At 67.5% G+C, this 26,961-nt stretch carries 18 protein-coding genes; 4 read left to right on the top strand and 14 right to left on the bottom strand.

The window, feature by feature from the left end; all coding sequences use genetic code 11:
- Positions 1 to 146: 146 nt before the first annotated feature.
- The 6 genes from DIZ26_RS00280 to DIZ26_RS00255 all read right to left on the bottom strand — a co-directional run bounded on the left by DIZ26_RS00280 (position 147) and on the right by DIZ26_RS00255 (position 9,187).
- On the bottom strand, positions 147 to 1,067 hold the full coding sequence (locus DIZ26_RS00280; protein ID WP_112236536.1) for a PD40 domain-containing protein: 921 nt from the start codon (positions 1,065 to 1,067) through the stop codon (positions 147 to 149).
- 131 nt (positions 1,068 to 1,198) lie between these two features.
- On the bottom strand, positions 1,199 to 3,709 hold the full coding sequence (locus tag DIZ26_RS00275) for a LamG-like jellyroll fold domain-containing protein (RefSeq protein ID WP_198675808.1): 2,511 nt from the start codon (positions 3,707 to 3,709) through the stop codon (positions 1,199 to 1,201).
- A gap of 173 nt (positions 3,710 to 3,882) precedes the next feature.
- The gene (locus DIZ26_RS00270) at positions 3,883 to 4,989 is read right to left on the bottom strand and encodes a lactonase family protein (protein WP_112236535.1); all 1,107 of its coding nucleotides are present in this window, start codon (positions 4,987 to 4,989) and stop codon (positions 3,883 to 3,885) included.
- An 87-nt stretch (positions 4,990 to 5,076) separates the two neighbouring features.
- A complete protein-coding gene (locus DIZ26_RS00265) occupies positions 5,077 to 6,660 on the bottom strand; it encodes an alpha/beta fold hydrolase (protein ID WP_112236534.1) in 1,584 nt (527 codons plus the stop codon).
- Positions 6,661 to 6,746: 86 nt separating this feature from the next.
- Positions 6,747 to 7,655: an oxidoreductase gene (locus DIZ26_RS00260; RefSeq protein WP_112236533.1), complete on the bottom strand. Its 909-nt coding sequence runs from the start codon at positions 7,653 to 7,655 to the stop codon at positions 6,747 to 6,749.
- Between the two features lie 41 nt (positions 7,656 to 7,696).
- On the bottom strand, positions 7,697 to 9,187 hold the full coding sequence (locus tag DIZ26_RS00255; RefSeq protein ID WP_198675807.1) for a M4 family metallopeptidase: 1,491 nt from the start codon (positions 9,185 to 9,187) through the stop codon (positions 7,697 to 7,699).
- Between the two features lie 254 nt (positions 9,188 to 9,441).
- On the opposite strand from DIZ26_RS00255, the gene DIZ26_RS00250 reads away from it, so the two are divergent.
- Positions 9,442 to 10,545: a winged helix DNA-binding domain-containing protein gene (locus tag DIZ26_RS00250; RefSeq protein WP_112236532.1), complete on the top strand. Its 1,104-nt coding sequence runs from the start codon at positions 9,442 to 9,444 to the stop codon at positions 10,543 to 10,545.
- Between the two features lie 69 nt (positions 10,546 to 10,614).
- Here the strand turns inward: DIZ26_RS00250 and DIZ26_RS00245 are convergent, their stop codons facing one another.
- The 7 genes from DIZ26_RS00245 to DIZ26_RS37225 form a co-directional block, all read right to left on the bottom strand.
- Positions 10,615 to 11,442 (bottom strand): M48 family metalloprotease, encoded by an 828-nt coding sequence (locus tag DIZ26_RS00245; RefSeq protein WP_157979513.1) that lies wholly within the window; start codon positions 11,440 to 11,442, stop codon positions 10,615 to 10,617.
- Positions 11,443 to 11,692: 250 nt separating this feature from the next.
- The gene (locus DIZ26_RS00240; RefSeq protein ID WP_157979512.1) at positions 11,693 to 12,826 is read right to left on the bottom strand and encodes a hypothetical protein; all 1,134 of its coding nucleotides are present in this window, start codon (positions 12,824 to 12,826) and stop codon (positions 11,693 to 11,695) included.
- Between the two features lie 19 nt (positions 12,827 to 12,845).
- Complete coding sequence (locus DIZ26_RS00235) at positions 12,846 to 13,631, bottom strand: hypothetical protein (protein WP_112236529.1); 786 nt, start codon at positions 13,629 to 13,631, stop codon at positions 12,846 to 12,848.
- 156 nt (positions 13,632 to 13,787) lie between these two features.
- Entirely contained in the window at positions 13,788 to 18,737 is a 4,950-nt protein-coding gene (locus tag DIZ26_RS00230; RefSeq protein WP_112236528.1) for an ATP-binding protein, read from the bottom strand.
- Positions 18,737 to 19,297 (bottom strand): hypothetical protein, encoded by a 561-nt coding sequence (locus tag DIZ26_RS00225; protein ID WP_112236527.1) that lies wholly within the window; start codon positions 19,295 to 19,297, stop codon positions 18,737 to 18,739. Before DIZ26_RS00225 ends, DIZ26_RS00230 begins: the two co-directional genes overlap by 1 nt.
- Positions 19,297 to 19,584: a hypothetical protein gene (locus DIZ26_RS00220; protein WP_112236526.1), complete on the bottom strand. Its 288-nt coding sequence runs from the start codon at positions 19,582 to 19,584 to the stop codon at positions 19,297 to 19,299. The genes DIZ26_RS00225 and DIZ26_RS00220 overlap by 1 nt, the downstream gene beginning before the upstream one ends.
- 25 nt (positions 19,585 to 19,609) lie before the next feature.
- Complete coding sequence (locus DIZ26_RS37225; protein WP_157979511.1) at positions 19,610 to 20,347, bottom strand: conjugal transfer protein; 738 nt, start codon at positions 20,345 to 20,347, stop codon at positions 19,610 to 19,612.
- Positions 20,348 to 21,294: 947 nt separating this feature from the next.
- On the opposite strand from DIZ26_RS37225, the gene DIZ26_RS00210 reads away from it, so the two are divergent.
- Positions 21,295 to 22,170, top strand: a complete 876-nt coding sequence (locus DIZ26_RS00210) for an aldo/keto reductase (protein WP_112236524.1) — start codon at positions 21,295 to 21,297, stop codon at positions 22,168 to 22,170.
- A gap of 803 nt (positions 22,171 to 22,973) precedes the next feature.
- A complete protein-coding gene (gene trxA / locus DIZ26_RS00205) occupies positions 22,974 to 23,363 on the top strand; it encodes a thioredoxin (RefSeq protein ID WP_112236523.1) in 390 nt (129 codons plus the stop codon).
- 634 nt (positions 23,364 to 23,997) lie between these two features.
- Here trxA and DIZ26_RS00195 read toward each other — a convergent pair.
- On the bottom strand, positions 23,998 to 25,266 hold the full coding sequence (locus tag DIZ26_RS00195; RefSeq protein ID WP_112236521.1) for an NAD(P)/FAD-dependent oxidoreductase: 1,269 nt from the start codon (positions 25,264 to 25,266) through the stop codon (positions 23,998 to 24,000).
- A 90-nt stretch (positions 25,267 to 25,356) separates the two neighbouring features.
- Here DIZ26_RS00195 and DIZ26_RS00190 point away from each other — a divergent pair, with 90 nt between their 5' ends.
- Positions 25,357 to 26,904: a PucR family transcriptional regulator gene (locus DIZ26_RS00190; protein WP_112236520.1), complete on the top strand. Its 1,548-nt coding sequence runs from the start codon at positions 25,357 to 25,359 to the stop codon at positions 26,902 to 26,904.
- Positions 26,905 to 26,961 lie beyond the last annotated feature (57 nt).

Genomic DNA, 26,961 nt, shown 5'->3' with positions numbered 1-26,961 from the left:
TGCGACGACTTCGCATCTCGACCGACGCACTGCATCTCGACCGGCGCAGCACCACTGCCCAGCAATGCACCACTGTCCGGATTCAAGATGCAGAGGTGGAACCCGCCCCGGCTCCACCCCTGCATCAGCTCATCGGCCTGCCGCGGTCAGGAAACCTTCGGCGCCCAGTCGAGTCCCTCGGGCCCGTCGTCGCCGGCGATCGGACCGGTCAAGGAGTAGCTGTGGCTGCCGTCCGGCAGGTAACCACGGACCTTGAACCGCTCGTCGGTGTCCTCCGGATCCGGCAACGCGTTCCGGTTGAACTGCAGCGCCGCGATCTTCTTCCCATCCGGCGACCAGGCGACCCCGATGTAGAAGATCCCTTGCGGATAAGCCTGGTAGCTGATCCGGAACGGTTCACCGGCGCCACTTCGCGGCAGCGAGACGAGCTCGGTGTGCTCGGCCCCGCGGTACCGGTTGGTGATGAAGGCGATCTTCTGCGAGTCCGGCGACCAGTCCGGGTAGTTGTTGATGACTCCGACCGGGCTGGACGTCAGCGTGCGCGGATTCGTGCCGTCCGGATGGACGAGTTTGATCGTGTTGCCGGTACTGAAGGCGATCCGGCTTCCGTCCGGTGACCACGCCGGCGAGGTGAGCCGGCCCGTTCCGGCCGGTGCCGTCCAGATCGGCGAGCGCGCGCCGGTTCCGACGGCGATCCGATCCAGCTGCGAACCATAGGCGGTGACGATCGAGTGACCGTCCGGCGACCAGGCCAATCCGATCGCGTAGTGCTCCCCGTCAGCCGGGTAGGTGTAGAGCAGCCGCTCGCTGCCGCTGCTCAACGTGCGCGTCCAGACCGAGTAGTCCCGGACGAAGGCGACCTGCCGCCCGTTCGGCGAGAACTTGGGCCGGTCGCCCGCTATCTCGGAGCTGTACGGCGCCGGCGTCCCGCCCGGCACGACAACCAGCCCCCCGAACTGCACGAACACCAGATTGCCGTTCGCCGGCGTGGCCGCGTCGGCCGGTACTGCGGTGGTTGCTGCCAGCCCGATCACGCACAGCGCAGCCACCATCGATCTGAGTCTCATCTGCTCCCCCACGGAACGCCCGACCGCGTGGTCCCCCCACGCCTTCCCGCGCACGCTACGGAGCAGAACCGACAACTGCAAGTCCGGGCCGGCTGCAACAAGCTGCAACCGGCCCGGCCCCTGGTACTACGTCAGCGACCCGAGGTGTAGAGGTCCTTCACCTCCGTGTCGGTGAGCGCACGGTCGAACAGGTGGACCTGGTCGGCGCTCCCGTCCAGGTAGTCGACGGAGTTGCCACCGAACTTGGCCCGGCCGATCACGGTGTGCCCGGTCGACGTCGAGTCCAGGCTGCAGGCGGCCTTCGTCGCCACGAGTTCACCGTCGACGTACAGCTTCAGCTCCCCCTTGGCGGCATCCCGTACGCCGGTGAGGTGATACCACTGGCCAGGATTCGGCTTGGTCGGCGACAACGCCCGCAAGCCGGTGAAGCTCATCGCGAACCGCTGGTCGGCACCGGAGTACTGCAGGAAGAACGCGCTGTCGCGATCGCCGTCCTGGCTGACCACGGTCTGGAAGGAGCCGTCGGCCTTGTTCAGCTTCACCCACGCCGACGCGCTGTAGCTGCCGGCCGTATCGAGAAGTTGCGCACCGGTGTCGACGAACTGCCCGGATCCGTTCAGGACAAGGGCTTGTCCGTTCTTCCCAGGTCCGAAGGTCGCGCCGCCGACGAGCGTACCGTCATTGTTGCCGACGGCATCTTCTGTCGTCCCGTCGAGCGGGTAGAAGTGGATGCCGTCGATCCCCGGCGTACCGGGTGGTGGGGTCGGGCCGGAGGTGCCGGTGCCGCCCGCGCCGCGGATGATCGACTCGTTCACCGCGCGGACCTGGGCGAAGTCCATCTTCGGGACCTGCCGGTCGTAGGTGTAGAAGCCGTTCAGCTCACCCTCGACATCGGTGATCTGGGTGTAGACGGAACCGCTGATCCCACAGGAGTTGGCAGACCGCAGTACGTCGCGCTGGTTCTCGACGTACCGGCGGGTGAGGGTCGCGCTGTCCGGCGTCATCTCGTACGCGAAGCCGTCGCCGAACCACATGTGGCCGGGCACCTTCAGTCCGAACCCGCCGTGCTCGCCGTCCACCGAGACCCGATCGCCGGCCGGACTCGGTGTCGCCGGGCCGAGGTACGCGTGGTGGTCGATGATGTCGCCGCGCCCGGAGTCGCCCAGCGAGTCGCAGCAGTTCATCCCGCTGTGGGCGTTGACGAGTCGCGAAGGGTCCTGCTGCTTCACGCTGTCGGCGATCCGGCCGGTCTCGGCGAGATCCCACTCGCCCCAGCCCTCGTTGAACGGCACCCACGTGGTGATCGACGTGAAGCTCTTGTGCTCGTCGACCAGCTCATGCAGCTCGGACTTGAACTGGGCCTGCCAGGCCGGCGGGATCGGGTCCGGCTTCGTGGCCGGCATGTCCTGCCAGACCATCAGGCCGAGCTTGTCCGCGTGGTAGTACCAGCGATCGGGTTCGACCTTGATGTGCTTGCGGACCGTGTTGAAGCCGAGCGCCTTGTCCTGCTCCAGATCGAACTTCAGCGCCGCGTCGGTGGGCGCGGTGTTCAGCCCGTCCGGCCAGAAGCCCTGGTCCAAGGTGGCCAGGTTGAACAGGATCTTGCCGTTCAGCGCCATCCGAAGCTTGCCGTCGGCCCCTTTCACCTTGCCGACCGACCGCATCCCGGCGTACGAACCGACCTGGTCGACGGTCTTGGCGCCGTCGATCAGTTTCACCTTCAGGTCATAGAGAAACGGGCTGTCGGGCGACCACAACTTCGGATTCCTGATCGGCAGCCTGAGCTCGGTGTCCGCCTTGCCACGAACGGTCCCGACGACGCGCTGACCGTCGTACGCCGTGGCCTCGACGGTCAGGCCGGCCGGGCCGCTGGTGTCCGCAGTGAGCCGCAGACTGCTGGCCGGCAGGTCGGGGGTGATTTGGAGGCGGTCGATCGAGGAGGTGGCGACGGGTTCCATCCAGACGGTTCGCCAGATGCCGGAACTGCCCTGGTAGAAGATGCCGTGGTCGGACACCTCACGCTGCTTGCCGATCGGCTGGAACGTCTCGTCGGTGAGATCCTCGGCCCAGACGATCAACTCCTGCGGGCCGGACCTGTGCAGCACACTCGTCACGTCCACGTCGAAGCCGTCGTAGCCGCCTCGATGGGTGGCGACCTGGCGGCCGTTCACCCAGACCTTCGCGTCGTAGTCGACCGCGCCGAAGTGCAACAGCAGCCGCTTGTTCTTCCAGTTGTCCGGCACGGTGAAGGTCCGCCGGTACCACATTCGGTCCTCGTGCCGCTGCACACCGGACAGCGCCGACTCGATCGGGTACGGCACCAGCACCTTTTCGGCCAGTGTCTTCCCGATCGGCGGCGCTTCTCCGGTCGCGGCGGCCGCGAACTCCCACAATCCGTTGAGGTTCTGCCATTGCGGCCGGGTGAGCTGCGGACGTGGGTACTCCGGCAACGCATTGCTCGGCGACACCTCAGCCGTCCACGGCGTACTCAGTGGCGGCGTCCCGGCGTGCCAGCCACCTACCGGTACTGCGGCGTCCGGTGGCGGCGCCGCGGTGGAACTGCCGGCCGCGAGTGCGGTGGCGGCGAGGAGACCTGCCACCGCGACCGCGGCCACTCGTCGCATCGAGGTCGATCGGCTCATCTGTGCGTCCCTTTCGTGGGCGGAGAAAGGTCGAGTCCATTACAACGCTGTCATGACGAAGCGTGATCGAACGGACACGCACGTTATTCAAAGCCGAGGCTCACAGAAACGCAAGAGCTCACCCAAAACCGAACATCCGCCACCCGCGCGAGGGCAGCGGATGTCGGACGCTGTCAGGCCGGCAGAACGCAGACGGGAATCGGTGTGCTGAAGTCCGACGCCCTGGTGAGCGCGCCGGTCTGCACGTCGACGTGGAAGGTGGTGACGTTGCCCGAGTTCTGGTTGGCGACGAACAGCAACGTGCCGGTGCGGTCGAGGACACAGTGGCGCGGCCAATTGCCGCCGCACGACGGCGTCGCCAGTAGGCGAAGCGAGGCGCCGGCCGCTTCGACAGCGAAGACCGCGACGCTGTTGTGGCCGCGGTTGGTGAGGTAGACGAAGCGGCCGTCCGGCGACACGATCACCTCGCCGGGGTAGTTCTGCGGCGATCCGGCCGGCACCGTGGGCTGGCTGGCACCCGGGGTGAGCTTGCCGGTCGTTCCGTCGTACCGGCAGACCGTGATGGTGCTGTTCACCTCGTTGGCGACGTACGCGTAGTGGCCGTTGGGGTGGAACGCGAGGTGCCGCGGGCCGGCGCCGGTCGCAACCTTGGCCTGCGACTTCTGGATGAGCTTGCCGGTCGCTGACAGCGTGGACGTGTAGATCGAGTCGGTGCCGAGGTCGACGGCGAGGATGTACCGGCCGGTTGGATCCTGCACCACCTGGTGCGCATGTGGAGTCGCTCCGACGTGCTTCACCAGATCTGTCCGCGCGCCGAGGCTGCCGTCAGCGCGGACAGGGTGAACCGCGACATCACCCGAGCCGTAGTTGGCGCTCAGCAAGTACTTGCCGTTGGCAACCAGCGCGAGATGGCAAGGCCCGGAACCGCCGTTGGGCTGGCGATTCAGCACCCGCAACTTGCCGGGGGCATCCACCGCGACCGCGGTGACGCCTCCACTCGTCTGCTCGTTCACGGCATAGAGGAATCGACCGGACGAAGCCATCACCAGGAAGGACGGATCCTGTACGCCGGTCAGCGAGCCAGTGGACGTGATCGCCCCGGTGGTGCCGTCGTACGTCGCGAGTCCGATCCCGGTGCCGCCGCCGTCCGCCGAGGTGTAGGTGCCGAGATAGAGCGTCCCGCTCTCCCGGCAACTCGCTCCGGCTGGCGTGACTCCCACTGCGGCACTGCCGACGGCAGCGGCGGTGAGTCCGAGGAAACGACGGCGGCTCGTACCCATGAACATCCTCCGAGGTGTGTGCCGGTTCGACCACACACAGTGGCCCACCCGGAGCGATGTGGCAAGACATACAATCTGAGTTGCACGCTACGCAACAGGTACGCTCAACCAGGCGGGATCGCCCGCCGGTGAGCTGAAGCGCACCGTGGTCCCCAGCGAGCTCCGGCCGAGATACCGCGGGTCGACCGTGTCGACGACCAGGACCAAGTGATGTCCTGCCGGCACCTCCCAACTGGTTGCCTCGAGCCGCATGTCCACCTCGCGCGCCACTCCGGGAGTCACCGCGCGCAGGGTGAACGGCTTGTGCGAGATGAGCGATCCACCGCCGAGCGCGTCGACGTCGTACAGGTAGGCAAACAGCGACGTGTTGGCGCCGCTCGGCGTCACCGTCACATGCAATCGCGGCGATCCGTTCACCACGGTCCTCGAGCTGTACGTCGGCCCCGACCAGACTCCGGCGAAACTCCTGTCCACCAAGGGCATCGCGACACCGGTGGGGATCGAGAGCAGACCCTGCAAAGCGCCGGACAAGATCGCGACGCCGCTGTCCGCCACGGTGGGAACGCCCGCCCCGATGGCGTTGGACCAGCCAGTCGCGGCACTCCCCTGCAGCGCGCCGGTCCTCGACAACCCGGCCGGCTTCGACAAGTACGACGTACGCGGTGTGCCGACGGCTGCCCAGTTCGGGTAGCTCCGCCAGACGCCTCGCTGGGACTTGAGTTGTACGGGTGCTTCTTGATCGGCCCCGTTGTCTGCGCCGGTCAGGAAATGCCGGAGCCACGGGGCCAGCTCGTCCCAGACCTCGTTCGGCAGGCCGATCGCACCGGTCACCTCGGGCGTCGCATGGTCGCCGTGCGCGAAGAGCAGCCGCTTCGGCCCGGTCAGCCGCGTGAAGAAGTCCGTGTACTGCGTCGGCGGGAAGATCGAGTCCTCGAAGGCGTTCGCCAGGAAGACGGCTGGATGGTTGGCGTTGATCTTGTCCACCATGGTCGCGGCGGACCGGACCGGCGCGATCGCCTCGGCCTCCGCGATCGCCCCGTCGAAGTCGCCGCCGACGAATTTGGTCTGCAGCGACTGCATCTCCGGACCCGGCCTGCCGGTGAGGTTGCCAAGGGCAAGGAGCGCCGCGACCGACTGGAGATTGACCGTGTCGTGCGGGTTCAGCGAGGCGATCAGGTCCGCCCAGCCGCTCATCGCCCCGACGGCTTTGATCCGCGGGTCCTGTGCCGAGGCGAGCAGCGAAACGCCGGCGCCGTACGAGATACCGACCGCGGCGACCCGCGAGGTGTCCGCGGGAGTGTGCTCGCCGGCCCAGTCGATCACGTCGCTGACGTCGGCGACGGTCGGCGGCCCCGCTATGTCGATCCCGCCGGCCGAGTCCCAGAACCCGCGGCTGGAGTACGAGATCACCTGGAATCCTGCCGTCGCCAGCTTGCTGCCCTGACCGACGTACTCGACGTTCGGCACACCCCAGCTCGACGGCATCACCACGAGCGGGAACGGCCCCGCACCCTGGCCAGTCGGGGTGAGCACGACGGCACCGAGCTCGGTCCCACCTGCGCCGGGGATGCGCTGGTACGCCGTACTGAACCCTGGTGCGGCTTCGGCTGGGATCGGGGCCAGACCGACGCTCGCGGCGATCAGGGCGAGGGCGATCACGAGTCTGCGCATCGGTGACCTCCGACTGGTGTTACTGGGCGGTTTTACCGAAGGGTAACCACCTCTGTGCCGGCCTGTCACTAGCTGGATACTTTGCGTCAGAACAAGTCGAGTCCGGTGGCTTCGACCGACCAGGCCCACAGCCGCCGCGCCAGCTCCGGATCCTGCGCCGTTCTGGTCGGGCGGACGATCTTGGGTGCGCCGCGGAACTCGAGGAACGACGGGCCGACGTACGAGCCAGGCGGTAGGCCGGGCAGCGTCGCGGCGTACAAGGTCGGCATTGCTCCCGCCGCCGCGGACTGAGCGACGAGCTTGGTGCCGAGGCCCAGGAGTCGCGACTCCAGCGTGACGCCGTCGAGCCCGGCGCCTGCCGTCTGGAGATTGGTCGAGGCGTAGCCGGGGTGTGCGCCGGCGCTCAGCAGGCTGGATCCGGCGGCGCGGGCACGCCGGTCGAGCTCGAGCATGAAGAGCAGGTTGGCGAGTTTGGACTTGCTGTACGAGTCCCATTTCCGGTAGCCGTTCGCGGCCCGGAAGTCGCCCTGACTGATCCCCCGCACCGACTTGTGCATGAACGAGCTGACGGTGATGACTCTCGGCCGGTCGGCTCGCATCAGCAGCGGCAGGAGCTGGGCAGTGAGCGCGAAGTGCCCGAGGTGGTTGGTGCCGAACTGCAACTCGAACCCGTCGACGGTCTGCCGGTACGGCGTCGCCATCACGCCCGCGTTGTTGACCAGCAGGTCGAGCGGCTCGGTGAGCTGCGCGGCGGCCTTGGCGACGCTCGTCAGATCGGAGAGATCGAGCTCGAGTACTTCGGGCGTCTGTCCCGTGGTTGCCTTCAGATCCGCGGCCGCTCGGGCCGACTTCTCCGGATTGCGCGCGGCGAGGATCACCTCGGCGCCGTGCCGCAGAAGCTCGAGCGCGGTCTCGTAGCCGAGTCCGCTGGTCGCGCCGGTGACGAGGGCGCGGCGCCCGGTCAGGTCAGGGATATCCGCAGTGCTCCAGCTCATGCGCCCACAGTAGCCAGTGGGCGCATGAGCCTCGGCTCTTGCTAGGACAGGATCTTGCGTGCCTTGAAGGCGGTGGTCACCTGGTCGGCGGCCGCCTTGCCGTAGAGCAGGCGAGCGGACTGCACGGTCACCCGGGCAGCGTCGGCGAACGAGGTGTCCGGCGCGTAGAAGAACGTGCCCTGCAGGATCACCTTGTTGGCCTTGGTCCGGCCGAGCGACTTCTGGATGTCCCAGAGCGCGTTCGACCAGATCTCGCCGTCGTCGTGCACCTCACCGTCGATGTCGTCGGTGGTCTTGCCCGTGTCCGTACGACGCAGGCAGTGCTTCGGCCCGTCCGTGTACGACGTGGAGTCCCAGTCCATCACGCAGGGGATGTCGTACCCCTTGCTGACCGGGATGGACTGCTGCACGGCCCAGTAGTCGCCGAAGCCCTCGCCGATCGCTCCCGCCTGCTCGGACTCGCCGAAGCCCGGGACGACGTCGTCCTGGATCGCGTGACCGTACTCGTGCCAGATCACCTCGGCGTCCTCGGCGTCGTCGACGCCACCCTCGCCCATCGTGATCATGTCAGTCGACGGGTCGTAGAACGAGTTGTCACCGGCGAACGTGTTGATCGAGAAGTCCTGCGACTCGTTGTTCACGTCCTTGAAGCCGAGCGAGTGGATGTACTCCTGGGTCTGGTTGACCTGGTAGTACGCCTCGACCTGCTCGAACTTGTCGCTGTGCCGCTGGTAGACGAAGGTGTTCGTCTTGCTCGACGCGAGGCCGCCCTTGGCCTCCTTGATGTTCACATAGGTGCCGTTGAGCTTGCCCGACCCGTCCAGGTTGCGCAGGATGACGTTCTTCTGCGCCAGGAACAGCGCGTCCTGGTTCTGGTCGTTCTGGTCGGTCAGGTTCTCGTTCTTCAGCGTGACGACCGGGTTCGGGTCGAACACCGAGCCCTTGCCGTCGGCGTTGTGGCTGATCACCTTCGAGTCCACGACGGCGCCCGACTTGGCGTCGACCAGCGAACGGCTGACACCTTCGCTCGAGCGCGACGTGACGTTCCAGACCAGCCGGGCATTCGGGCCACCGATGACAGCCAGCTGGGCGGCGCCCTGAGTGGCGGTCGGCGTCGGCGTACCGTTCTTGTTCGGTGCCGCGATCCGGCTCCGGGCGGCGCGCGCCGTTACGACGGTGTTGGCCGACTGGGTCGCCGTTGCCGCGGGCACCTTTGCGCTCACGTCGAGCGAATCCGGTACGGCGTCGCGGCCGTCGTTCGTCTGGACGACCTTGCCCGACTTGTCTGTGTGCTGGGCGTAGTACCCGTTGATCACGGGCAGGCCCTTGAAGGTCTGCTGGTACCAGTAGTGCTTGCCGAGCAGGGATGTCTTGGTCTTGATCAGCTTCAGGTTGGCCGGCACTGCGACAGTGCTGGTGCCCTTCGCCGGCGCGGCCCCCGCTGCGCTGGTGAACGACATCCCGAGTGCCAGGACCGCCGCTGTGGCAGTCATGGCCGCGACCGCCTGCCGGCGGCGCAGGTGCTTGGTCATGCGCATTCCCTCCCATGGTGGACGACCGTGGTGGTACGACTACGATCCGTCGCGACACTAGTTCGCCGGACACCCTGCTGGGAAGCAAAACTTCGCGTCATTCTGACGGGGCAAGGGAAAACATCTAGTTGTCTGCTTGCGCCTGCTTGCGCCCTGCATGGGCCTGCTCGCGTCTGCTTGGGTGGCGAGTAGAGGACAGGATCTGGCCTGAACCTTTCCTAGAGTTTGCTGCAGACCTGAGGAGAGGATCGGCCATGACGAAGCTGAGTCTGCGCGCCCTGAACCGTGCCACGCTGGAGAGACAGTGGCTGACCGAACGCCGTACCGCCACCGCACTCGAAGCGGTGGAGCACCTCGTCGGCATGCAGGCCCAGGTCCCCCTCTCGCCGTACGTCGGCCTGTGGTCGCGGCTGGCTTCCTTCGAGACCTCCGAACTGGCCTCGCTGCTGGAGAACCGGCAGGCGGTCCGCGGCTCGATGATGAGGGCAACGATCCACCTGATGTCTTCGCGCGACTTCCTGGCGATCCGGCCGCTGGTCCAGCCCCGTCTCGAACGGGAGGTCTTCGCCAACCAGACCTACGGCCGCAAACGCCTCGAGGGCCTCGACATGGATGCCGTCCTCGCCGCCGGCGCCGCCCGCCTGGCCACCTCCCCCGCCACGGCAGCCGAACTCCGCGAACACCTCCAGCCCCTCTGGCCCAACCGCGACGCCCCATCCCTGGCCCACGCCGTACGCTGCCTGCTCCCCACTATCCAGATCCCACCCCGCGGCGTCTGGGGCAAGTCCGGCAACCCCACCATGTCGACCGCCGCCCTCTGGCTCGGCTCAGACGTGACCCCAACCCCGTCGATCGACAACCTCGTCCTCCGCTACCTCGCCGCCTACGGCCCCGCCTCGGTCGCCGACGCCCAATCCTGGTCCGGCCTCACCCACCTCACCGAAGTCTTCGACCGCCTACGCCCCCAACTCCGCACCTACACAGACGCCGCCACCTCCCGAGAACTCTTCGACCTCCCCACCATCGACCTCCCCCCAGAAGACCTCGAGGTCCCCACCCGCTTCCTCCCCGAATACGACAACCTCCTCCTCTCCCACACCAACCGAACCCGCTGGCTCTCCGACCCCCTCCGCGAACGCCTCCTCCAAGAGGTCCTCACCCGAGGCGCAGTCCTCCACGACGGCCGAGTAACCGCAATGTGGAAACTCATACGGCAGGGCAAGAAATCCGCCACCCTGGAAATCGAACCCCTCACCAAACTGACCAGGCCGGCCCGCACCGCAATCTCCACCGAAGCCGAACACCTACTAACCTTCGCCACGCCGTCGACCGCGGCCACTGAGATCAAATACCTCTAGCCACTCCCCCGAACCACAAGCCTGCAAAAGCAAGCCGAAACCGCAGCCACTAGCGCGTATGTGCGCTTATCAGCGACTACCCTCCAGCGCCTGAACGCGCTCTACCACGGACGGCGTACTGGACATCAACTGCGACCGCCGGCTGCCTTCCCGCCCCAACGTCTGCTGATGCTGCATCTGCCACCCGTAGAACACCTGCACCAACGTCGCCCCATACCCCATAGCCGCAGCCCGCCGATCCGCCTGCTTGACATCTCGTCGGCTCAGCCAAGCAAGAATCGGTGGAGCGACGAACGGAGTCAAGAAGAGCAGCGGGAACGTGAGGCTTTTACCGAAAGTCAGTACGGCGAGAAGAATGCCGACGTACGCGATCAGGAGGAAGCCCCCAATAGCGCAACCGACCGCTGGGACTGCCCTCATCAGCCGCATAATCGCCCGCGCCGCGATCAAGGCGCAGCGGGCGGGGATCGAATACCAGAAGCTGAGCAGGCTCAACCAGGTGCGACCACCTAAATGGTGACTGAGTTCGTGCGCGAGAACTGCTTCCAGATGCGAGCCAGGCAATGTATAAAGCGCCCACCTGGTGACCGCGACCGTGTGACCGGGAGTAGGACTTGCGTTGACTTCGTCCGACTCCTGTACCCATAAGAAGTACTTGGTCCCATCGACACCAGCACGTCCAGTCGCCTGCTGCCAGACCGGCATGAGCCGTTGTTGCTCGACCAGTGTCGGCTTGCGCAATCTGAACAGGTAACGAGCGACAAGGTCTTCGACTGGCCGAAGAAAGACCACGGCGCCGGACAACACCCAGAGCAGGACGATGATCCAGCCCCACCCGAAGCCGACAATCCCTGCCAGCCATGAGACGACTACGAAACTCCAGAAGAACCACGGCACAGCCGAGAAGAGTGCCGTTGCCGCGGAGATCTCGACCCGCCCCCGTGGCTCAGACCGACCTCCGGCGTCCGACGGCAACTGCGCCCTGGGTGGCGGCGGAAGGGGGTTCGGCGGGCCGTACGGGGGTTCTGTTGGTTGCCACGGGTTTTCGCCCGCGGGGCCGTTGTGATCGTTCGGATCATACGGGCCGGTCATTGCACACTCGCTTCCTCGGGCGGGAGATCGACACTGGAGAAACTTACGGTTCTCGTCACCAGAGCGAGACGTGAACATGGTCGTAGTGCCCACCGGTCGCATCGGTTGGGTTGTATACGCCACCGCCGTTGTACGGAATCCAGGTGCCGCGCCGCGCAGACCAGATCTTGCCGTACCAGATCACGTAATGAACTCCGGTTTGCCCAGCGGTCTGGATCGCCCAATTCGCGATCTGGTCTCCGCGCGCCTTCGCCGCCGGGGAGCGCCGCGCATCAGCGCCGACCATCACGTCACAGGCTCGCCCCTTCGGATGGTCGCTGGTGGGATTCCAAGCGTGCGCATCCCAGCAAGTCATGCTGAGGGCTCCGAGGGTCTTCTGCGCCTGCGCCACCCACGCCGCCGTTCGCGGAGTGACCATCCCGCCGGTCCCAGTCGGGTCCGTCACGGTCGCGTCCTGTTCCGGCCAGACCCCATTAACCGGTCGTCCCGCGACCAGCCCCTGCCCGCATTCGTCCTCGGCGAGATTCTCGTTGCCTTCGTTCGGTGGGGCGCCGCCAGCCCGGCCGGCGTACGGATCTCCTGATCGGTTCAGGTCGATGCCGGCGGCTGCCGCGATGTCCTTCGCCTCTTGTTCGTGCTGCGCGTACAGATCCGGATGTCCTGAGGCCTGGACGGCTTGAGCCGCGTCGTTGTAGGACATCTGCGGCCATCCGTCGATGTCGACCAGTCCAGGCGGGCTCGGCGCTGCCGCCCCGCCGAAGAACGCGTTTGCCGCATAGCGAGGCTTCAAGATCTGGTCCCGGTCGCCCCAGCCGGTCGAGGGCCGCTGCTGAAACAACCCGACGGAATCCGCGCTGCCGTAGGTCAGGTTCTGAAGCTGCGATTCCTGCAGAGCCGTCATCAGTGCTACCAGGGTCGCCTGACCAGGCAGGCCACGATGAACAGCTACTTCGTCGATGATTTTCGCGAACGCTATCTGGGTGTCTCGCAGCGACCCGCCAGGATTCGGGTCGCCACCCTGGCCTGGTGCCAAGGGCGAACAAGCGGCCTGCGACGTACTGGCGCCTCCGAAGGGGGCAAGCATCAGCAGACTCACGACACCTACCAATGCGAGCACCCCTGTCGCCTTCAGGAAAATGCCCCTATTGGCGAACGTGACAGCCCGGCCCAAATCGCGCTCGTCGAACATCAGACCTCCCGCACGGCGCTCATGGACCGGTCCCGCCCGATACGTCGCTGATGAGCCACTGGTCGTTCTGACTTACCACGGTGATGAGGAGCGGTAGGTCGAATCGCTGCGCGCTCTTGCCCGTGACGTTGATGGTGACCTTGACGAAACGGGTGATTCTGGTCGGCGTGTCGACCGGCGCAGCATCCGGCTGTGGAGCGCTCACGGATGCCGCCAGCACGGTCGACTTTCCAGCGTCCTTCTTGAGGGCCTCGTAGGTGGGATCGCCGGCCGAGCTGAAGCTGGCGGCGACTTCGGGTGTCGTGTATTTGGCACATTTCGCAACCAGCGCCGCATAGGTCTCGGCAGCAGGATCGCGGGTATAAAACTCGCGCGCCCAGGCACCAACGACCTCAGACGCCTTGGCGGTTACCTCAGCACCAGGTCGCCTCGTCTCCGGGGGTGGTGTCGTTTGTACCGACGACGGAGCCCCGCTCGGGAGGTCGGAGCCCGTCCGACTCGATGCCGGCACTGTCGGAAGCACGACAGGTCCGCCAGGAGTGAGCAGGCCCACCGGCTTCTTGTCCGAGGAATCGTCACCGCCGAGAAGCCGTGGCAGACCTCCGCCCAGCCCGAGAATAACGATTGCCAAGAGGACGACGACCGCAATGACCGCTACCGGACTTGTCGGTTCAGCCTGGCGCTGACTTCGAAGCCAGTCCATCCGCTGCGCGTGGTCATCGCGCCGCCAATTCTTCTTGGCTCGCCGCCGGCTCCGGCTGTCGAGCTCGTCCAGATCATCCGGGTAGTCGTAGTCGGTGCTCATCAATGAGCGCCAACCGTCGGGAGCCTGAGGGCGAGGGCGATCCGAGGTCCGGTCGTAGTCGCCGGCCGATTCACCTCTGTTGGCGCGATTCCCCGGCCTGCTGTTGGATCCCTCCCGACGGTCGGGTGCATCGCGCCGTCTGCGTGCCATCGACCATCACCTGCGCGCCGGCACGTGGACGGTTACGCCGTCTTTGGTGAAGGAGGAGTACTCCCGGAAGCGACGCTGTTGCTGCCCGGGCGAGCGGCGCCGGACACGCGGAGCCTTCGGCGGCCCTTCCCGAAGGCTGGCCGACGGGGTGCTGATCCGTGGCTCGTACCGAACGTCGCTGGCAGTACTGGGTTGAGGCCGCCGGGAGTGACGTCCCTTGGGTGCGTCTGCTGACCCACCCTTGGCCGACCCACCTCCGGCCGCGGCCGCCGGAGCGGCGCCGGCAGCCGAGACCGAGATGGTCCGGCGGCCTTCGGTTCTCGACTGAGTCCGAGCCCTGGCCAAGTTCAGCGCCGAGGTCGTCCGCGTCGAGCTTGCGCCGGCTCCGCGTACAGGCTCTCCACCGGTGTGCTGACCGGGAGCCATTCCACCAACTGCCCCCGCGCCACCATCAGCTCTCCGACGTTCGGCTCCGGTCGTCAGCTCGTGAGGACTGCTCCCCGAACCCGCACGAGCCAGCACACCCGCCGCAGGTGCCTGCCGGTAGACCCGCACCGACGAAACCCGCTGGGTTCCTCCCTCACTCGGAGCGTTCCTTTCCCGACTGCGTTCGGCTATCGACGGCGCGGAGCTTCGGCTGCTCAATGCACCGAGCATCCGGCGAACGGCTCCAGTCGCACCCCTACGCGCAAGCCCCCCGAGCATGATGCTGCCCGCACCGGGCCTCATCATCGTGGTCAGATTGTCCAAAAGCCGACGCAGTCGGAAGCCCGCGATCAGAACGGCGATTGCCAGACCACTCACCGGCAACCATCCGAGCGTGCCGCTCAGGCTGAACACGGCCGTCACCAAAGTCAGAGCGGTACCGAAGACAAGCATCGCCAGGAATGACTGCAGGACCAGACCGATGAGTGCTTCGAACCAGTTCAATCCCCATTGGCGAGGACGGCCCGGAATGATCCACAAGCATGCGAAAAACACACCGACCACCAATAACAACAAGCATCCCACGAATGCCATCAACGCCGTGAACGCCAATGCGATGTTCAAAAACGCGAAGAGCGTGGCAGCGATAGCCGCCAGCATGACAACTCCCACACGACCGAAGGCATTGTCCCCCTTGGTCCATTTCACGGTCGCCGCGTCACCGCCGCCTTCCGCCGGAGTCACCACCGTGTCGACGTACTTCTTCCGCGCGTCTGAGTCCGTGCCCGCATCCAGCATGCCCTTGCCGTATCGCTGACAGGCCGCCAAGGACCCGAACTCAGCAATGCACCACGGCGTAACGGCAAACCCACGCCAACTGGCGTCAGCGGATTTCCTGAGAAGGGTATCGCGCGATGTGCCGCTGAATCCTGGCTCGGGCCAGGCGATTGGACTCTGCATGGTGGGGCCCATTGCGTCGGATGAGGCGCTCATCACCGCGCCCGCCCCCAATTGCCGGGCTCCATCCACTCCTTTGAGCCAGGTCGCTGGAGCGAGCGCAAAGCTGATGCTCAGCACACCCGCGACCAACACCCAGACCAATTGTCCCAACGCACTTCCACTACTCCGACGTTGTGCATACGCCGCGATCGCACCGAATGCGAGCGCAGAAGGTAGCAGCCAGCCGACCAGTTGCGTGCTGGTAGCGCCGATCGTCGTGGACGTCGCCTCTGTCAGAGGCTTGATGTCGGTGAAGGAGAAAAGCCACCAGCCCACTGAGATGGCACCCCTAGTGATAGCGACGATGTACATCATCACCAGATGTGCATAACCGTTGAAAACAGCCTCTAACGGATCGCGAATGCTTGTGTCGAAATCGAGGCCGTAGACCATCGGGCTGTATTGCTCGAAGAGGGTTCTGGTGTCGCCGTGGGTTAGGTCGGGGGTGGGGAGGAGGTCGGCGAAGCCGGTGGGGTTGGTGGGGCCGGTGTTGGGGTCGGCGGCCAGGGCTGTTTGGCAGAAGAGGATGGTGCTCACAGCCACGGTCGTCAGCGCAGTACGGAGTCTGCGCGGGGACCTCATGCGACGTGCTCCTTTTTGGGGGAGCTGGTGGGGGTTGGGTCGTCGTCTGGGGTGGAGGGGTACATCGCCTCGTTGTAGGCGGCTTCGTCGGCTTCTTGGTCGTAGACCTCGTCGGGGCCGATGGGCTCGTCGTAGCGGCCGGAGTGGGTGCGGGACTGGGGAGGCGTTCGAGGGGGATGTGGAGCCGTTAGAGGGCGCTGCGGAGCCGTTGGGGGCTGCGGGGGCGGGGGCTGCGCCGTTTTGTTGGGCTACCTGGGGGGTGGGGGAAGACACGGCGGGGGGAGGTGGCGTGGGTGGGGCGTGGTGGCTTGAGGTCTCTACGACCGGCACCGACGGGAGCGGGTCGTCCTGGATCGGTTCCTGGGTGTGGGCGGCTGCTTGGGCGTGGGCTTGGGCTGCTGGTTCCAGGGCGTCGTCGAGATCCTCGTAGTCGTCTGCGAAGGGGTCTGGGTTTTCGTACGGGGCGGCGATCGGGACGGTGGGTTCGAGGTCGTGTTCCGACTCCGGGGTGGTACGCAGGAGGTCGGCTACGCGTTGGCTCGGGATGTCGATCTGGACCGTGGCTACCTCGTCCCAGCGGTCGCGCATGATGCAGTGGCCGTGGCGGATGCTCTTGCCGTTGGCGGCGGTGTTGATGCCGCGGACGAGGGTCTGGTACGGCGGGGTCTGCGGGCGACCCAGGAGCTCGAGGAGTGAGTCCACCTGTTCGCGGGAGCGCAGGCTGAAGGCGAAGAGCGTGGTGATCTGCTCGACCAGGCCGGGGAGTTTCAGGATCGACGCCGGGTCCTGGGTGTCCAGGACGAGGGAGGCGCCGAGCGCACGGCCGACCCGGGCGATGTAGTCGAGGAACGAAGCGCCGTCGGGGGTCTTGGTGAGCAGGTGGACCTCGGGCACGATGACGACCTTGGAGCGGCCGCGGAACTCACGGCGACCCGTCGTACGGACCATCCAGGCGAGGCAGCCGCGGAGGCAGGCCATGCCGACGCGTTCGATCGGGGACCACGATTCCGGGGCCGATTCGGGCGAGGGCAGGGTGAGGCCCGGCATCTGGACTACCCAGAGGCCCGGGTTCGTGGTCAAGGAGGACAGGCCCGAGGGTGGGCCGGCGACGACCGAGCCGAGGCCCGTCTCGACCAGGTCGCGCAGGGCGAAGCCGACCGTGCGGGTGGTCTCGGATTCGGAGGCGCAGAGGCGTTGGATGACGCCCCACGACGACGGGTCGGGCGACTGGATCTCGGCGCGGGTCGCCGCCATCACGGGAGCTTCGGCGGCACCACGCAGATGTGGCGGGAGCAGAAGCATCAACTGCGAAGGCGCCTGCAACAACGCGTCGTCGACGGGCAGCACACGAAGGAGGTCGGCCGCCCCGGAGAACTGGGCCGTGATCTCGATGACAGCAGTCGGTACGCCGTACTCCGCGGCCACTGCCGAAACACCGGCCGCGTCGCCCTTCAAATCCAGAAGAGGAACCCAGGCGCCGGCGAAGGCCGAGTCCAGACCACCGAGCATCGCGGCCGTCGTCTTGCCTCGACCCGAGCGGCCGAGGAACAAAGTCGTCGTCGCGTCGCCAAGGGCCGAACCAGCAGCGGCGTCGAAGCGGACCAGGCCGGGCGTGGAGCCGGTCAGGTAACCGATCGCCGGGCCGGTCGCGTCGCCGATCGAGGCGCCGCCCCAGAACCAGGAGCCGAAGAATGCGGTCGATTCGCGGACGTGGCCGAGATCCGGCACCCGGAGCTGGTCGCCTGGCAGCGATTCCAGCCAGAGATCGCGCTGCTCGTCGGCGCCGGCGGCCACAGTGATACCGCGGTCGGCATAGTGCGCGACGACCGCGTCGACATAGGTCTCGAGGTCTTCGCGCGTATCCGCGCTGACCAGCAGTCGTGGGTGATCCTCGACCAGCGTCAGGCCGGACCGGTTGATGTCGCGCTTGACCTCGCGCATGATCCGCTCGGTCTCGACGATCTCGTCGGCCGTCTCCTCGGCGGTGCCCTTGGCAGCCGAGCGCCGCTGCTCCTTGGCGCTCTTGCGGGTCTCGTCGACCAGGTGCCGCGCGGTCTTCTTGGTCAGCACCCGGAACCGCACGGACGCCTCGACGGTCACGTCGATCTCGTCGCCGTCGTCGTCGATCGCCTTGATCTCGCTCAGCGTCCGCAGCCATTCCCCGGCGCCTGGGGTCTCCAGCTCCTCGGGGAAGTCGGTCATCGCGAGCACGGTCGTGTACGCCGCGATCTGGCCGCGGGCGTCGTAGATGCGCAGGTGGTCGGTGTACGGCACGACCCGGCCGGACGTCAGCCGGGCCAGCGAGGCGCCGGTGATCAAGCCACGGCGCGGCGCGGCGACGGCTCCGCGGTGCATCTCGCGGCTGATCAGCCAGGAGATCACCTCGGCGGGTGCGGTGTGGGCGCGCCAGACGGTGGAGCCGAGCTGGCGGCCGAGCTTGCGGACGCGCTCGTCCAGGTGCGCGAGTTCGCGCGCGCTGACGCGCCACGACGTCGTACCGAGGGCGTCGCTGATGGAGCCGCGGACCTGCGCGGTGGCGCGCGGGTCCCGATCGCTGAGGTGCACGCCGAGCGCGACGTACCGCTCCGGCATCCGCATCTCGTCGATGCGGTCGGCGCGGGTCTGGGCCCAGGCCTCGTGGTCGCCGAGCCGGTAGTGGCCGGCCACGCTGTCGAGGTAGTCCTGACCGGTCGAGCGGCCCCAGACGACCTTCAGGTGGCTGAGCCGGTCGCCGAGGATCGTCGCGGCGGCACTCACCGCGGCGTCGAGGGCGGCATCCTGCTCGGCCTCGGTGGCCAGGTCGGTGTTCGCGACCGAGATCAGGAACCACGCCTCGGCGCTGCGCTCGGTCACCAGCAGACCGTCGGCGATGGCCACCAGCCGGGGCGGTGGCAGGCCACGGTCCCGGCCGATCCCGACCAGGTTCAGGAACTTGTCAGCGATCTTCATCAGTGCCTCTTCCCCGACGGTGTCCTGCGGCTGACCTTCTGGACGTAATCCGCCCCCAGCAGGCGAGCACGCTGGCTCACCGTGATGTCCGCTCCCGCGCGGACCTGGGGATCGATGTCGACCACGACCTCGCGATCCCATTCCGGCGTCACCCTGGCTCTCGCCAGGTTGGCCACCTTCTGGGTCGCGATGCGCTCACGCCATGGCAGGTACTCCGTCTTGTCGGCGGCCCGGGCGCCGAGTCCGATGATCGGGCGGTGGGAGCGCAACGCGTAGCGGACGGCGAGCGCCCACTCGGTCACGCGGCGGCGGCGTTCGTGGTGCTTGCCCGCGCGCCAGCCGAACGCGGTGATCACGAACGGCGGTACGACGTACAGGCTGACGGTCGGCTTCTTGGGCACCCCGATGAAGGGCACCAGCAAAGCGATCCAGGCGATGATGATCACCGCACCGAAGATGATCATCCGGCGACGGGCGCCTTCTCCGAGGTCGATCCCGAGCAGGTCGTACTGCCGGGTCTCGATCTCGAAGTGGTGGGTCAGGGTCCGGCCGACGCGCATCAATTACCTCCGGACAGCAATCCCCAGAAGCCCTTGAGCACGTTGATCGTCTGGTTGTTGGCATAGATCAAGCCGCCGACCAGGACGCCCGCGGCGATGTGGCCGAACAGCTCGCCCCACTCCCGCTTGAAGTAGTGCCCGATCGCGCGCAGGACGAGGATGGCGATGAAGATGTTCCCCGCGATGACCAGGACCCAGTCCTTGAAATCCGCGCCTGTCGGGACGTTGGGGTCGGCGAGCGGCACGACGAGCTCCACCACGCTCGCGGCCAGTTGGTGAGTCATCATTGCGGCATCTCCCTTGTAACGGTGGTCATCCGACGGCAGCCACTTGCCATCGTTGTGCTCCGTTCACGGCGACCGTGCGCCGCAGCGTGAGCGTGTAGGTCTGGTCGAGGGTGGTGTCCCCAGTACCGTCCCAGGTGACGGCGGCGGTGGCTTTTCGCTCGTCGTCGTTTCCGATGTAGACCTGCCAGTCCTTCAACTGGTCCAGCTTGACCGTTCCGCCCAGGCTGCGAATGGTCACGCCCGGCGCGGTCACCGCGGCCACCTTGGTGTCCGATTCGGCGTACGCGCTGAAGAACGCTTCCGCGTCCTTCAGGGTTGCCGCGGTCAAGTCGTCGTCCGGCGCGGCCGCCTCGGGCATGTTGTCCGGTAGTGCGGCCCGGTCGTCGGGCATGAAGGTCGGCGCTCCGCTGACGACCACGCGCGACGCCGTACGGGCCACTGGCACCGAGACGCGGCGCCAGCTGTACTGGCCGCCGACCCAGTTGCGGCCGCTGCGGGTGAACGGGCGCACCTGCACCCGGACGTCGACAACTGCCGCGACGCCACCCGGATCGACGGTGACCTCCCCCGCGTACGCCGCGTTGGCGGTCTGTTTACCGCGGCCGTTCCAGCCACCGCGCGCGTCGAGGCCGGCCGCGAGGTCCACGCTGAGCTGCTGCGGCCTGGCGTCGGGGTTGTCCTCGTCCCAGTTCAGGTACGAGACGGCGAAGCGGGTCGCGATCGCCCGGGCCTCGTTGGCGGGATAGCCCGACTGGCCGCTCACCACGGTCGAGGGGGTTCTGTCAGGCCGGATCCAAGACCGCACACCCGAGATCGCAGCGAGCAACAGCACGGCAACCACCAGGCCGCGGAAAAAGCGCCGTGCCCAGGTCGAGAACGAGGATTCCGGCTCGGTCGACCAGGGTGTCTGATTCGGCTCGAGAGGCGCCTGCAGTGGCATTGGGGCGGCGTGGGCGCCGTGCGGTGATCTCTGCCGAAGCCGCTCCGGCGGGCGCGGGCCTTGCTGAGCCGGTTGGCCGGGCGCCGTCGTACTGCGGTGGGCGGGCGGCTGCTGGGGTCGCCGAGGAGGCGCCATGACTCCACCCGCATCCGGCGGCGGAGCGCTGTACTGCGCCGCTACACCCTGTGCCTGCCGAGGCGTCGGCGACACCGGTCCATCGGGGTGGGCCCACCACTCCGGTGCGGTGTTCTGCGGGCGTCCTTTGCCCGCCTTCTTCGGACGGCTTTGCTTCGTGCGCCGCTGGTCCGCCCAGTGCTCACCTTTTGGCGGCAGATTCAGCAACGTTCGCCACCAACTCATCGCTACCCGCCCCTCAGACAGCAGTTACGCGGACAGTAGCCGGGAGAATACGGCAAGCAACTGTCCTCCGGGAGTCCTGAGGCCAGGATCCGGATGCTAGATCGCTCCCCGCAGCCATACTGTTACCCCACTCGCGCACAGATGCACACCTCGGTTCGAAGCGTGACACCTTCGGTACCGTCGCCATAGCTCCTCTCTCATGCCCGACCCGCTTCGATCAGGCTGCGCACACCCTGCCATACGGACCCGACAGCTTCGAAAATCCGTGCGAACAACATGGTAAGCGGACCGCACCAACTGATCACGCATAGTAACCGATTCCCGTGCCCAGCCTGTGGAAAACCTTGCCGTGGCGAGGGGGCGAAGTACTAGGCTTTTGAACGATCACAGATCCCCACGGAAGGACTGGCATGGAGACTCGGCGGCTCGGGCGGCTCGAACACCAAAGCTCGGTACTGATTTATGGCGCGGCGGCGCTCGGCGGGGTCGACCAGGACGTGGCGGATGCCTCGATCCAGCTCGCGCTCGATGCCGGCATCAACCACTTCGACGTGGCTGCCGACTACGGCGACGCGGAGCTGCGGCTCGGACCGCGGATGGCGGAGATGCGGGACCGGATCTTCCTGGCCACGAAGACCGGTCGGCGCACGTACGACGAGGCGTGGACCGAGATCAACCGGTCGCTGGAGCGGCTGCAGACCGACCACGTCGACCTGATCCAGATGCACGCGGTCTGCGATCTGGAGAACCTCGACCTGGTCACCGGCAAGGGTGGCTCGCTGGAGGCGGCGATCCGGGCCAAGGAGGAGGGCCTGGTGCGCGCGATCGGTATCACCGGGCACACCGCGGCCGCGCCGTCGGTGCACCGCGAAGGGCTGCGCCGGTTCGATTTCGACAGCGTGCTGACGCCGCTGAACTACCGGTTGTCGACCGATCCGCAGTACGCCGACGACTACGCCGAGTTGGTGGAAGCCGTCCGGGCATCGGACGCCGCCCTGATGACGATCAAGATGATCGCCCGGCGGAACTGGCAGGACGGCGAGGAGAAGACGTACGACACCTGGTACCGGCCGTTCGACGAACAGCGCTACATCTCGGCGGCCACGGCCTGGCTGCTGAACGGGCATCCGGAGATCACCGGCCTGGCAACCGCCGGCGAGACGCGGCTGCTGCAACAGATGATCACCGCCGAGAAGGAGCGCGCCGACATCACCCCCGAGGCGGCCGCCTCGATCCTCGAAGAAGTCGACGACTACAGCTCCCCCTTCATCTCCATGCCCTGGTAGTTCATCCGCTTCAAACACCTCCTGTACTACGTACGCCCGGTCGCCGACGCCGAAGGTCCCTTCGCGTCGACGGCCGGGTTGCCACTGCGAGCGGGTTGCCCCGGGCAAGCCGGGCCTACCCTGAGCTGCCCGGCTCATGGGCGACAGGGGAAGACGAAGGCTGACCAGGCAGGCGTGCGCCGGCTGAGCGGTGCTAGGGCGCTGGCTGAGCGGAGAGGCCGGCGCCTGCTCAAGACGAGCGGCAGGTCGGGCGTGGCCGCCTGAACCGGGGCGGCAGGTCGGCGTGGCTGACGCGAAGCGGTAGGGAGGGCGCGGGCTGAGCGGAGCCGAGGCCGGCGCCTGCTCAAGACGAGCGGCAGGTCGGGCGTGGCCGCCTGAACCGGGGCGGCAGGTCGGCGTGGCTGACGCGAAGCGGTAGGGAGGGCGCGGGCTGAGCGGAGCCGAGGCCGGCGCCTGCTCAAGACGAGCGGCAGGTCGGGCGTGGCCGCCTGAACCGGGGCGGCAGGTCGGCGTGGCTGACGCGAAGCGGTAGGGCGCGCGTGGCCGCCTGAAGCGCGGCGGCAGGTCGGCGGGCCGCCTGAAGCGGGGCGGCAAGTCGGCGGGCCGGCTGAAGCGGGGGCGGCAAGTCGGGCGTGGCTGGAGGGGAGGCGTTGGCGCGCGGGAGTGGCGCAGCTGACGGGGTGCTGCCCGTCTGGCGTGGGACGTCTTGATGGGCCTGTAGCGCGAGGTGGGGGCGTGGCGGGAACAGGGGGCGGGGGTGTGGTGTTGTGGTGGGGGTAGTCGTCTAACTTCCGGAGGTTGTAGTGGCAACGGTCGAGCTGTCCCAGCAGAACTTCGACGAGGTCGTCGGTTCCGACGGGCTCGTCCTGGTGGATTTCTGGGCGGAGTGGTGTGGTCCGTGCAAGATGTTCGGACCGGTGTTCGAGAAGTCGTCCGAGAAGCACGAGGACATCACCTTCGGCAAGGTGGACACCGAGGCGCAGGTCGAATTGGCGCAGGCGTTCCAGATCAGTTCCATCCCGACGTTGATGGCCGTTCGTGACGGCGTGGTGCTGTACTCCCAGCCGGGCGCGCTTCCGGCCGCCGCGCTGGAGGACCTGATCGGGCAGCTTCGCGCGGTCGACATGGACGAGGTCCGTGCCCAGATCGCGGCCCACGAGGCCGAGCACGGCACCGAGCCGCACACGCACTAGCACTAGCACTAGCACTAGCACTAGCACTAGCACTAGCACCAGCACCAGCAGCACCACCAGCAGCAGCAGGAGCAACGGCAGCAGTTGCAGTAGCACTTGCAGCTGCAGACAAGCGGATAAAACAGCAGGGCAGTCGCACATGGCGCATCGTGTGCAACTGCCCTGCTGGTCTGTGGGCCGGGGGTGATTGCTCGAGAGCGTGGCTCCCGGAATCTTCGCGCCGCGCAGGGACGGGCAGATTCGGGGAGCCACGCTCTCGCCGCATCAGGCCCCCGCGGCCCGGTGCGGCTACCCCGCCAGTCAAGGCGGGTCGATCGGTCCCGGCCGGCTGGGACAGGGGGTTGTCAGCAGCCAGCCGACCGGGGGGTCGTGGTGGATCGGCCGAGAGCACGAGCGCAGGGCCGAGCCGGGGATTGCTGGTGAAGCGGTCGAAGTGCGAGACCAGAGCCGGCCCCGAGGTCAGCGGAGGAAGGCGCCCGGTCCCGCGGTCAGCGGTCTGGGTTGGATCCGCAGGAGGCGCCCGGTCGCGCGGTCAGCGGTCTGGGTTGGAGCCGGAGGAGGCGCCCGGTCCCGCGGTCAGCGGTGTGGGTTGGAGCCGGAGGAAGGCGCCCGGTCCCGCGGTCAATGGAGGGGGTCAGCGGAGGGGGTTGAAGGGGGTTAGTTCGTTGGGGGTGGTGCCGGTGGTGATGGTTTCGGCCAGGAGTTGGCCGGTGATGGGGCCGAGGGTGATGCCCCACATGCCGTGACCGCCGGCGGCGAAGACTCGGGGTGAGGCGGTCGCGCCGATCAGGGGCAGGCCGTCCGGAGTACAGGGGCGTGGGCCGACCCACTCGTCGGTGCGGGCGTCCAGGTCCGCGTCGCGGAGCAGGGGGCGGGCGGCCTCGACGATCGCGTCGATCCGGCGCGGGTCGAGCGCCGCGTCGGCCTTGCGGAACTCCATCATCCCGGCGACGCGGAGGCGGTCGCCGAGCGGCGTACAGGCGATCCGCTGCGCCGGGAAGTACACCGGGCCGGCCGGCACGTGCGCCATCGGGACGCTGAAGCTGTACCCGCGCCCCGCCTGGACGACGGTCCGTACGCCGAAGCGGCGGGCCAGGTCGCCGAGCCAGGCACCGGTTGCCATCACGACGGCGTCGTACGCCTCGCTCTCGCCGTCGGCGGTGACGATGCGGACGCCGCGGATCTCGTCGACGATGTCCGAGACGTTGGCGTCGGTGACGATCTTGCCGCCGCGGGCGACGACCGAGTCGGCGAGCATCTGGACGTACTCACCGGGGTTGATGAAGCGCTGGCCGTGCAGCCGGATGGCCGCGCCGATCTCGTCGGACAGCGACGGCTCGATCTCGCGGGCGTCGTCGCCGGTGATCGCCTCGAACTCGATGCCCTGGCCGGCCGCGTGGATGTGCTCGATCTCGTCCAGCAGCACGGTCCGCTCGGCCTCGGTGCGGTACGCGGCGAGGAAGGACTTCGCCTCGTAGGTCTCCGCCTCGACGCCGGCCTTGGCCAGCAGGTCGAAGGCGCCGAGCGCCTGGCGGTTGATCGGGACGAGGGACTCCATCGCGGTCTTCCAGCGTCCGGCGGTGCTGTTGCGAGCGAACCGCGTCAGGAACGACAGCAGTCGGGGGCTCGCAGTCGGCGGTACGTAGACCGGCGAGGAGGGGCTCAGCACCGCACGGACGCCGTATTTGAGGACGGCCGGTTCCGGCAGCGGGGTGGCGAGGCCGGGAGTCAGCCAGCCGGCATTGCCCCAGGAGGCCCCGGCGGCGACGCCCTGGCGGTCGAGCACGGTGACCTCGATGCCACGCTCCTGCAGGAACCAGGCGGTGGCGAGGCCGACCATGCCGGCGCCGACGATGGCGACCCGGTCGGGGACGATGTGTGTGGAAGAACCAGCAGCGACCATGTATCGATGGTGCCGCCGCGCCGAGGCACTGTCATGGTGCGATCGCACCATTGATGCGTGAAATGACAGTGCTCAGCGCACAATAACTTCATGATCACTGCGCCTGACCTGGTCGTTGCCGTCGGACCGGCTCTGTTCGAAGTCGTCGTCCGCGGCCACGGGGACGACGAGGTCCGCGATGTCTTCCTCGCCGACCCGCAGGAGGCGGCGACCGGTCAACCCGGCGACCTGGTACTCGGTCTGGGCCTACGTGACGCCGAGGACGCCGTCGAGCTCCTGGAGCGCTGCGCCGCCGGCAACGCGTCAGGAGTCGTACTACGGGCCGCCCTCGCCAGGGATCCCCTGGTGGTCGCGACAGCCGAGCGGTGGCTCATCACGCTCGTCGCACTCCAGCCGAGCGTCACCTGGGCCCACGTCGTCTGGCTACTGCGCGGCGTGATCGACAGAGCGGCAGCACCCGACTCCCCCGTCGCCGGTGACGCCGGAGTACACCAAGAGCTTTTCGCACTCGCAGACGCCGCAGCAGCGATCGTGGACGCTCCAGTGACCATCGAGGACAACCAGAGCCGCGTACTGGCGTACTCCTCCGGTCAGGACCTCACCGACCCCACCCGCGTCTCCACGATCGTCGGCCGTCGGGTCCCTGCCGAGGTCATCGCGCACTTCCGCGCCCGCGGGATCTTCCGCCGCCTGGCGAGGTCGAGCGAGCCGTTCCTGGTCCCGAACGGCCCCAACGGCATCCGCCCGCGCCTCGTCGTACCGGTCCGGGCCGGGGGTGAGTGGCTCGGGTCCATCTGGGCGGTGGTCGACGGGCCGGTCAGCGACGAGGTGACCGCCGAACTGAGCAACGCGGCCTCTGTCCTCGCACTGCACCTCCTGCGGCTCCGGGCTCAAGCCGACGTCGCGAGGCGCAGTGCCATCGACCGTCTGCGCACTGTCCTCAGACAGTTCTCACCGGACACCACTGTCGACGTACGCCTCCCACCGCCACCGTGGCGCGTCGTAGCACTCGGCTCCCCCAGCGGGTACGACGTACCGCAGCAGCTCGACCTCTGGGAGTCGACGGGTCGCCGGCACGGGTGGAGCGAGCCACAGCTGGCCGATCTCGACGGCACGGTCCTAGCGGTCGTCACAGACGCGGACGGACCCGGGTCGTGGCGCTGGTTGCGCCGACTCATGGTCGACCTGGTCAAAGACGCCCCCGGTACTACGGCGGCCGCAGGCGGCCGCGCACGTGGCCCCGCAGACCTCCCGAGCTCCAGGGCGGAGGCAGTCGAGCTCCTAGGCCTCGTACGCCGTGGAGCCGCGCCGGGGCCGGCCATTCGTGTCGAGCAGGCCTGGCACCTGCTGACCGTGCACCGGGCCGTCACCTCGCTGGATACGACCAAACTGGACGGTCCGCTGGCCACGCTCCTGAGGCACGACATCGAGCACGACACCGACTTCGTCGACACCTTGCAGGCCTGGCTCAACTACCCCGGCCAGCCGCAGCAAGCGGCCAAGCAACTCCACCTGCACCCGAACACCCTGCGGCACCGGATGAAGCGGATCGGCGAGATCGCGACGCTCGACCTGTCCGATCCGCGCGAACGGCTCGCTCTCCAGCTCCAGATCGCCGCCGTCCGGACCGAGCACTGAGACCTACGCCACAGGCCTGGGTAACAAGGCTTCATATTCCGGCAATCGTTGAGCAAC

It is taken from the genome of Kribbella monticola, from assembly GCF_003261635.1.
Lineage (GTDB): Bacteria > Actinomycetota > Actinomycetes > Propionibacteriales > Kribbellaceae > Kribbella > Kribbella monticola.
This window is presented reverse-complemented; position numbering and strand designations above follow the sequence as displayed.

Coding starts and splice junctions, on each gene's coding strand:
- DIZ26_RS00280 (WP_112236536.1), bottom strand. CDS start 1,067: ATGAGACTCAGATCGATGGTGGCTGCGCTGTGCGTGATCGGGCTGGCA.
- DIZ26_RS00275 (WP_198675808.1), bottom strand. CDS start 3,709: ATGAGCCGATCGACCTCGATGCGACGAGTGGCCGCGGTCGCGGTGGCA.
- DIZ26_RS00270 (WP_112236535.1), bottom strand. CDS start 4,989: ATGGGTACGAGCCGCCGTCGTTTCCTCGGACTCACCGCCGCTGCCGTC.
- DIZ26_RS00265 (WP_112236534.1), bottom strand. CDS start 6,660: ATGCGCAGACTCGTGATCGCCCTCGCCCTGATCGCCGCGAGCGTCGGT.
- DIZ26_RS00260 (WP_112236533.1), bottom strand. CDS start 7,655: ATGAGCTGGAGCACTGCGGATATCCCTGACCTGACCGGGCGCCGCGCC.
- DIZ26_RS00255 (WP_198675807.1), bottom strand. CDS start 9,187: ATGACCAAGCACCTGCGCCGCCGGCAGGCGGTCGCGGCCATGACTGCC.
- DIZ26_RS00250 (WP_112236532.1), top strand. CDS start 9,442: ATGACGAAGCTGAGTCTGCGCGCCCTGAACCGTGCCACGCTGGAGAGA.
- DIZ26_RS00240 (WP_157979512.1), bottom strand. CDS start 12,826: ATGTTCGACGAGCGCGATTTGGGCCGGGCTGTCACGTTCGCCAATAGG.
- DIZ26_RS00235 (WP_112236529.1), bottom strand. CDS start 13,631: ATGAGCACCGACTACGACTACCCGGATGATCTGGACGAGCTCGACAGC.
- DIZ26_RS00230 (WP_112236528.1), bottom strand. CDS start 18,737: ATGAAGATCGCTGACAAGTTCCTGAACCTGGTCGGGATCGGCCGGGAC.
- DIZ26_RS00225 (WP_112236527.1), bottom strand. CDS start 19,297: ATGCGCGTCGGCCGGACCCTGACCCACCACTTCGAGATCGAGACCCGG.
- DIZ26_RS00220 (WP_112236526.1), bottom strand. CDS start 19,584: ATGATGACTCACCAACTGGCCGCGAGCGTGGTGGAGCTCGTCGTGCCG.
- DIZ26_RS00210 (WP_112236524.1), top strand. CDS start 21,295: ATGGAGACTCGGCGGCTCGGGCGGCTCGAACACCAAAGCTCGGTACTG.
- DIZ26_RS00195 (WP_112236521.1), bottom strand. CDS start 25,266: ATGGTCGCTGCTGGTTCTTCCACACACATCGTCCCCGACCGGGTCGCC.
- DIZ26_RS00190 (WP_112236520.1), top strand. CDS start 25,357: ATGATCACTGCGCCTGACCTGGTCGTTGCCGTCGGACCGGCTCTGTTC.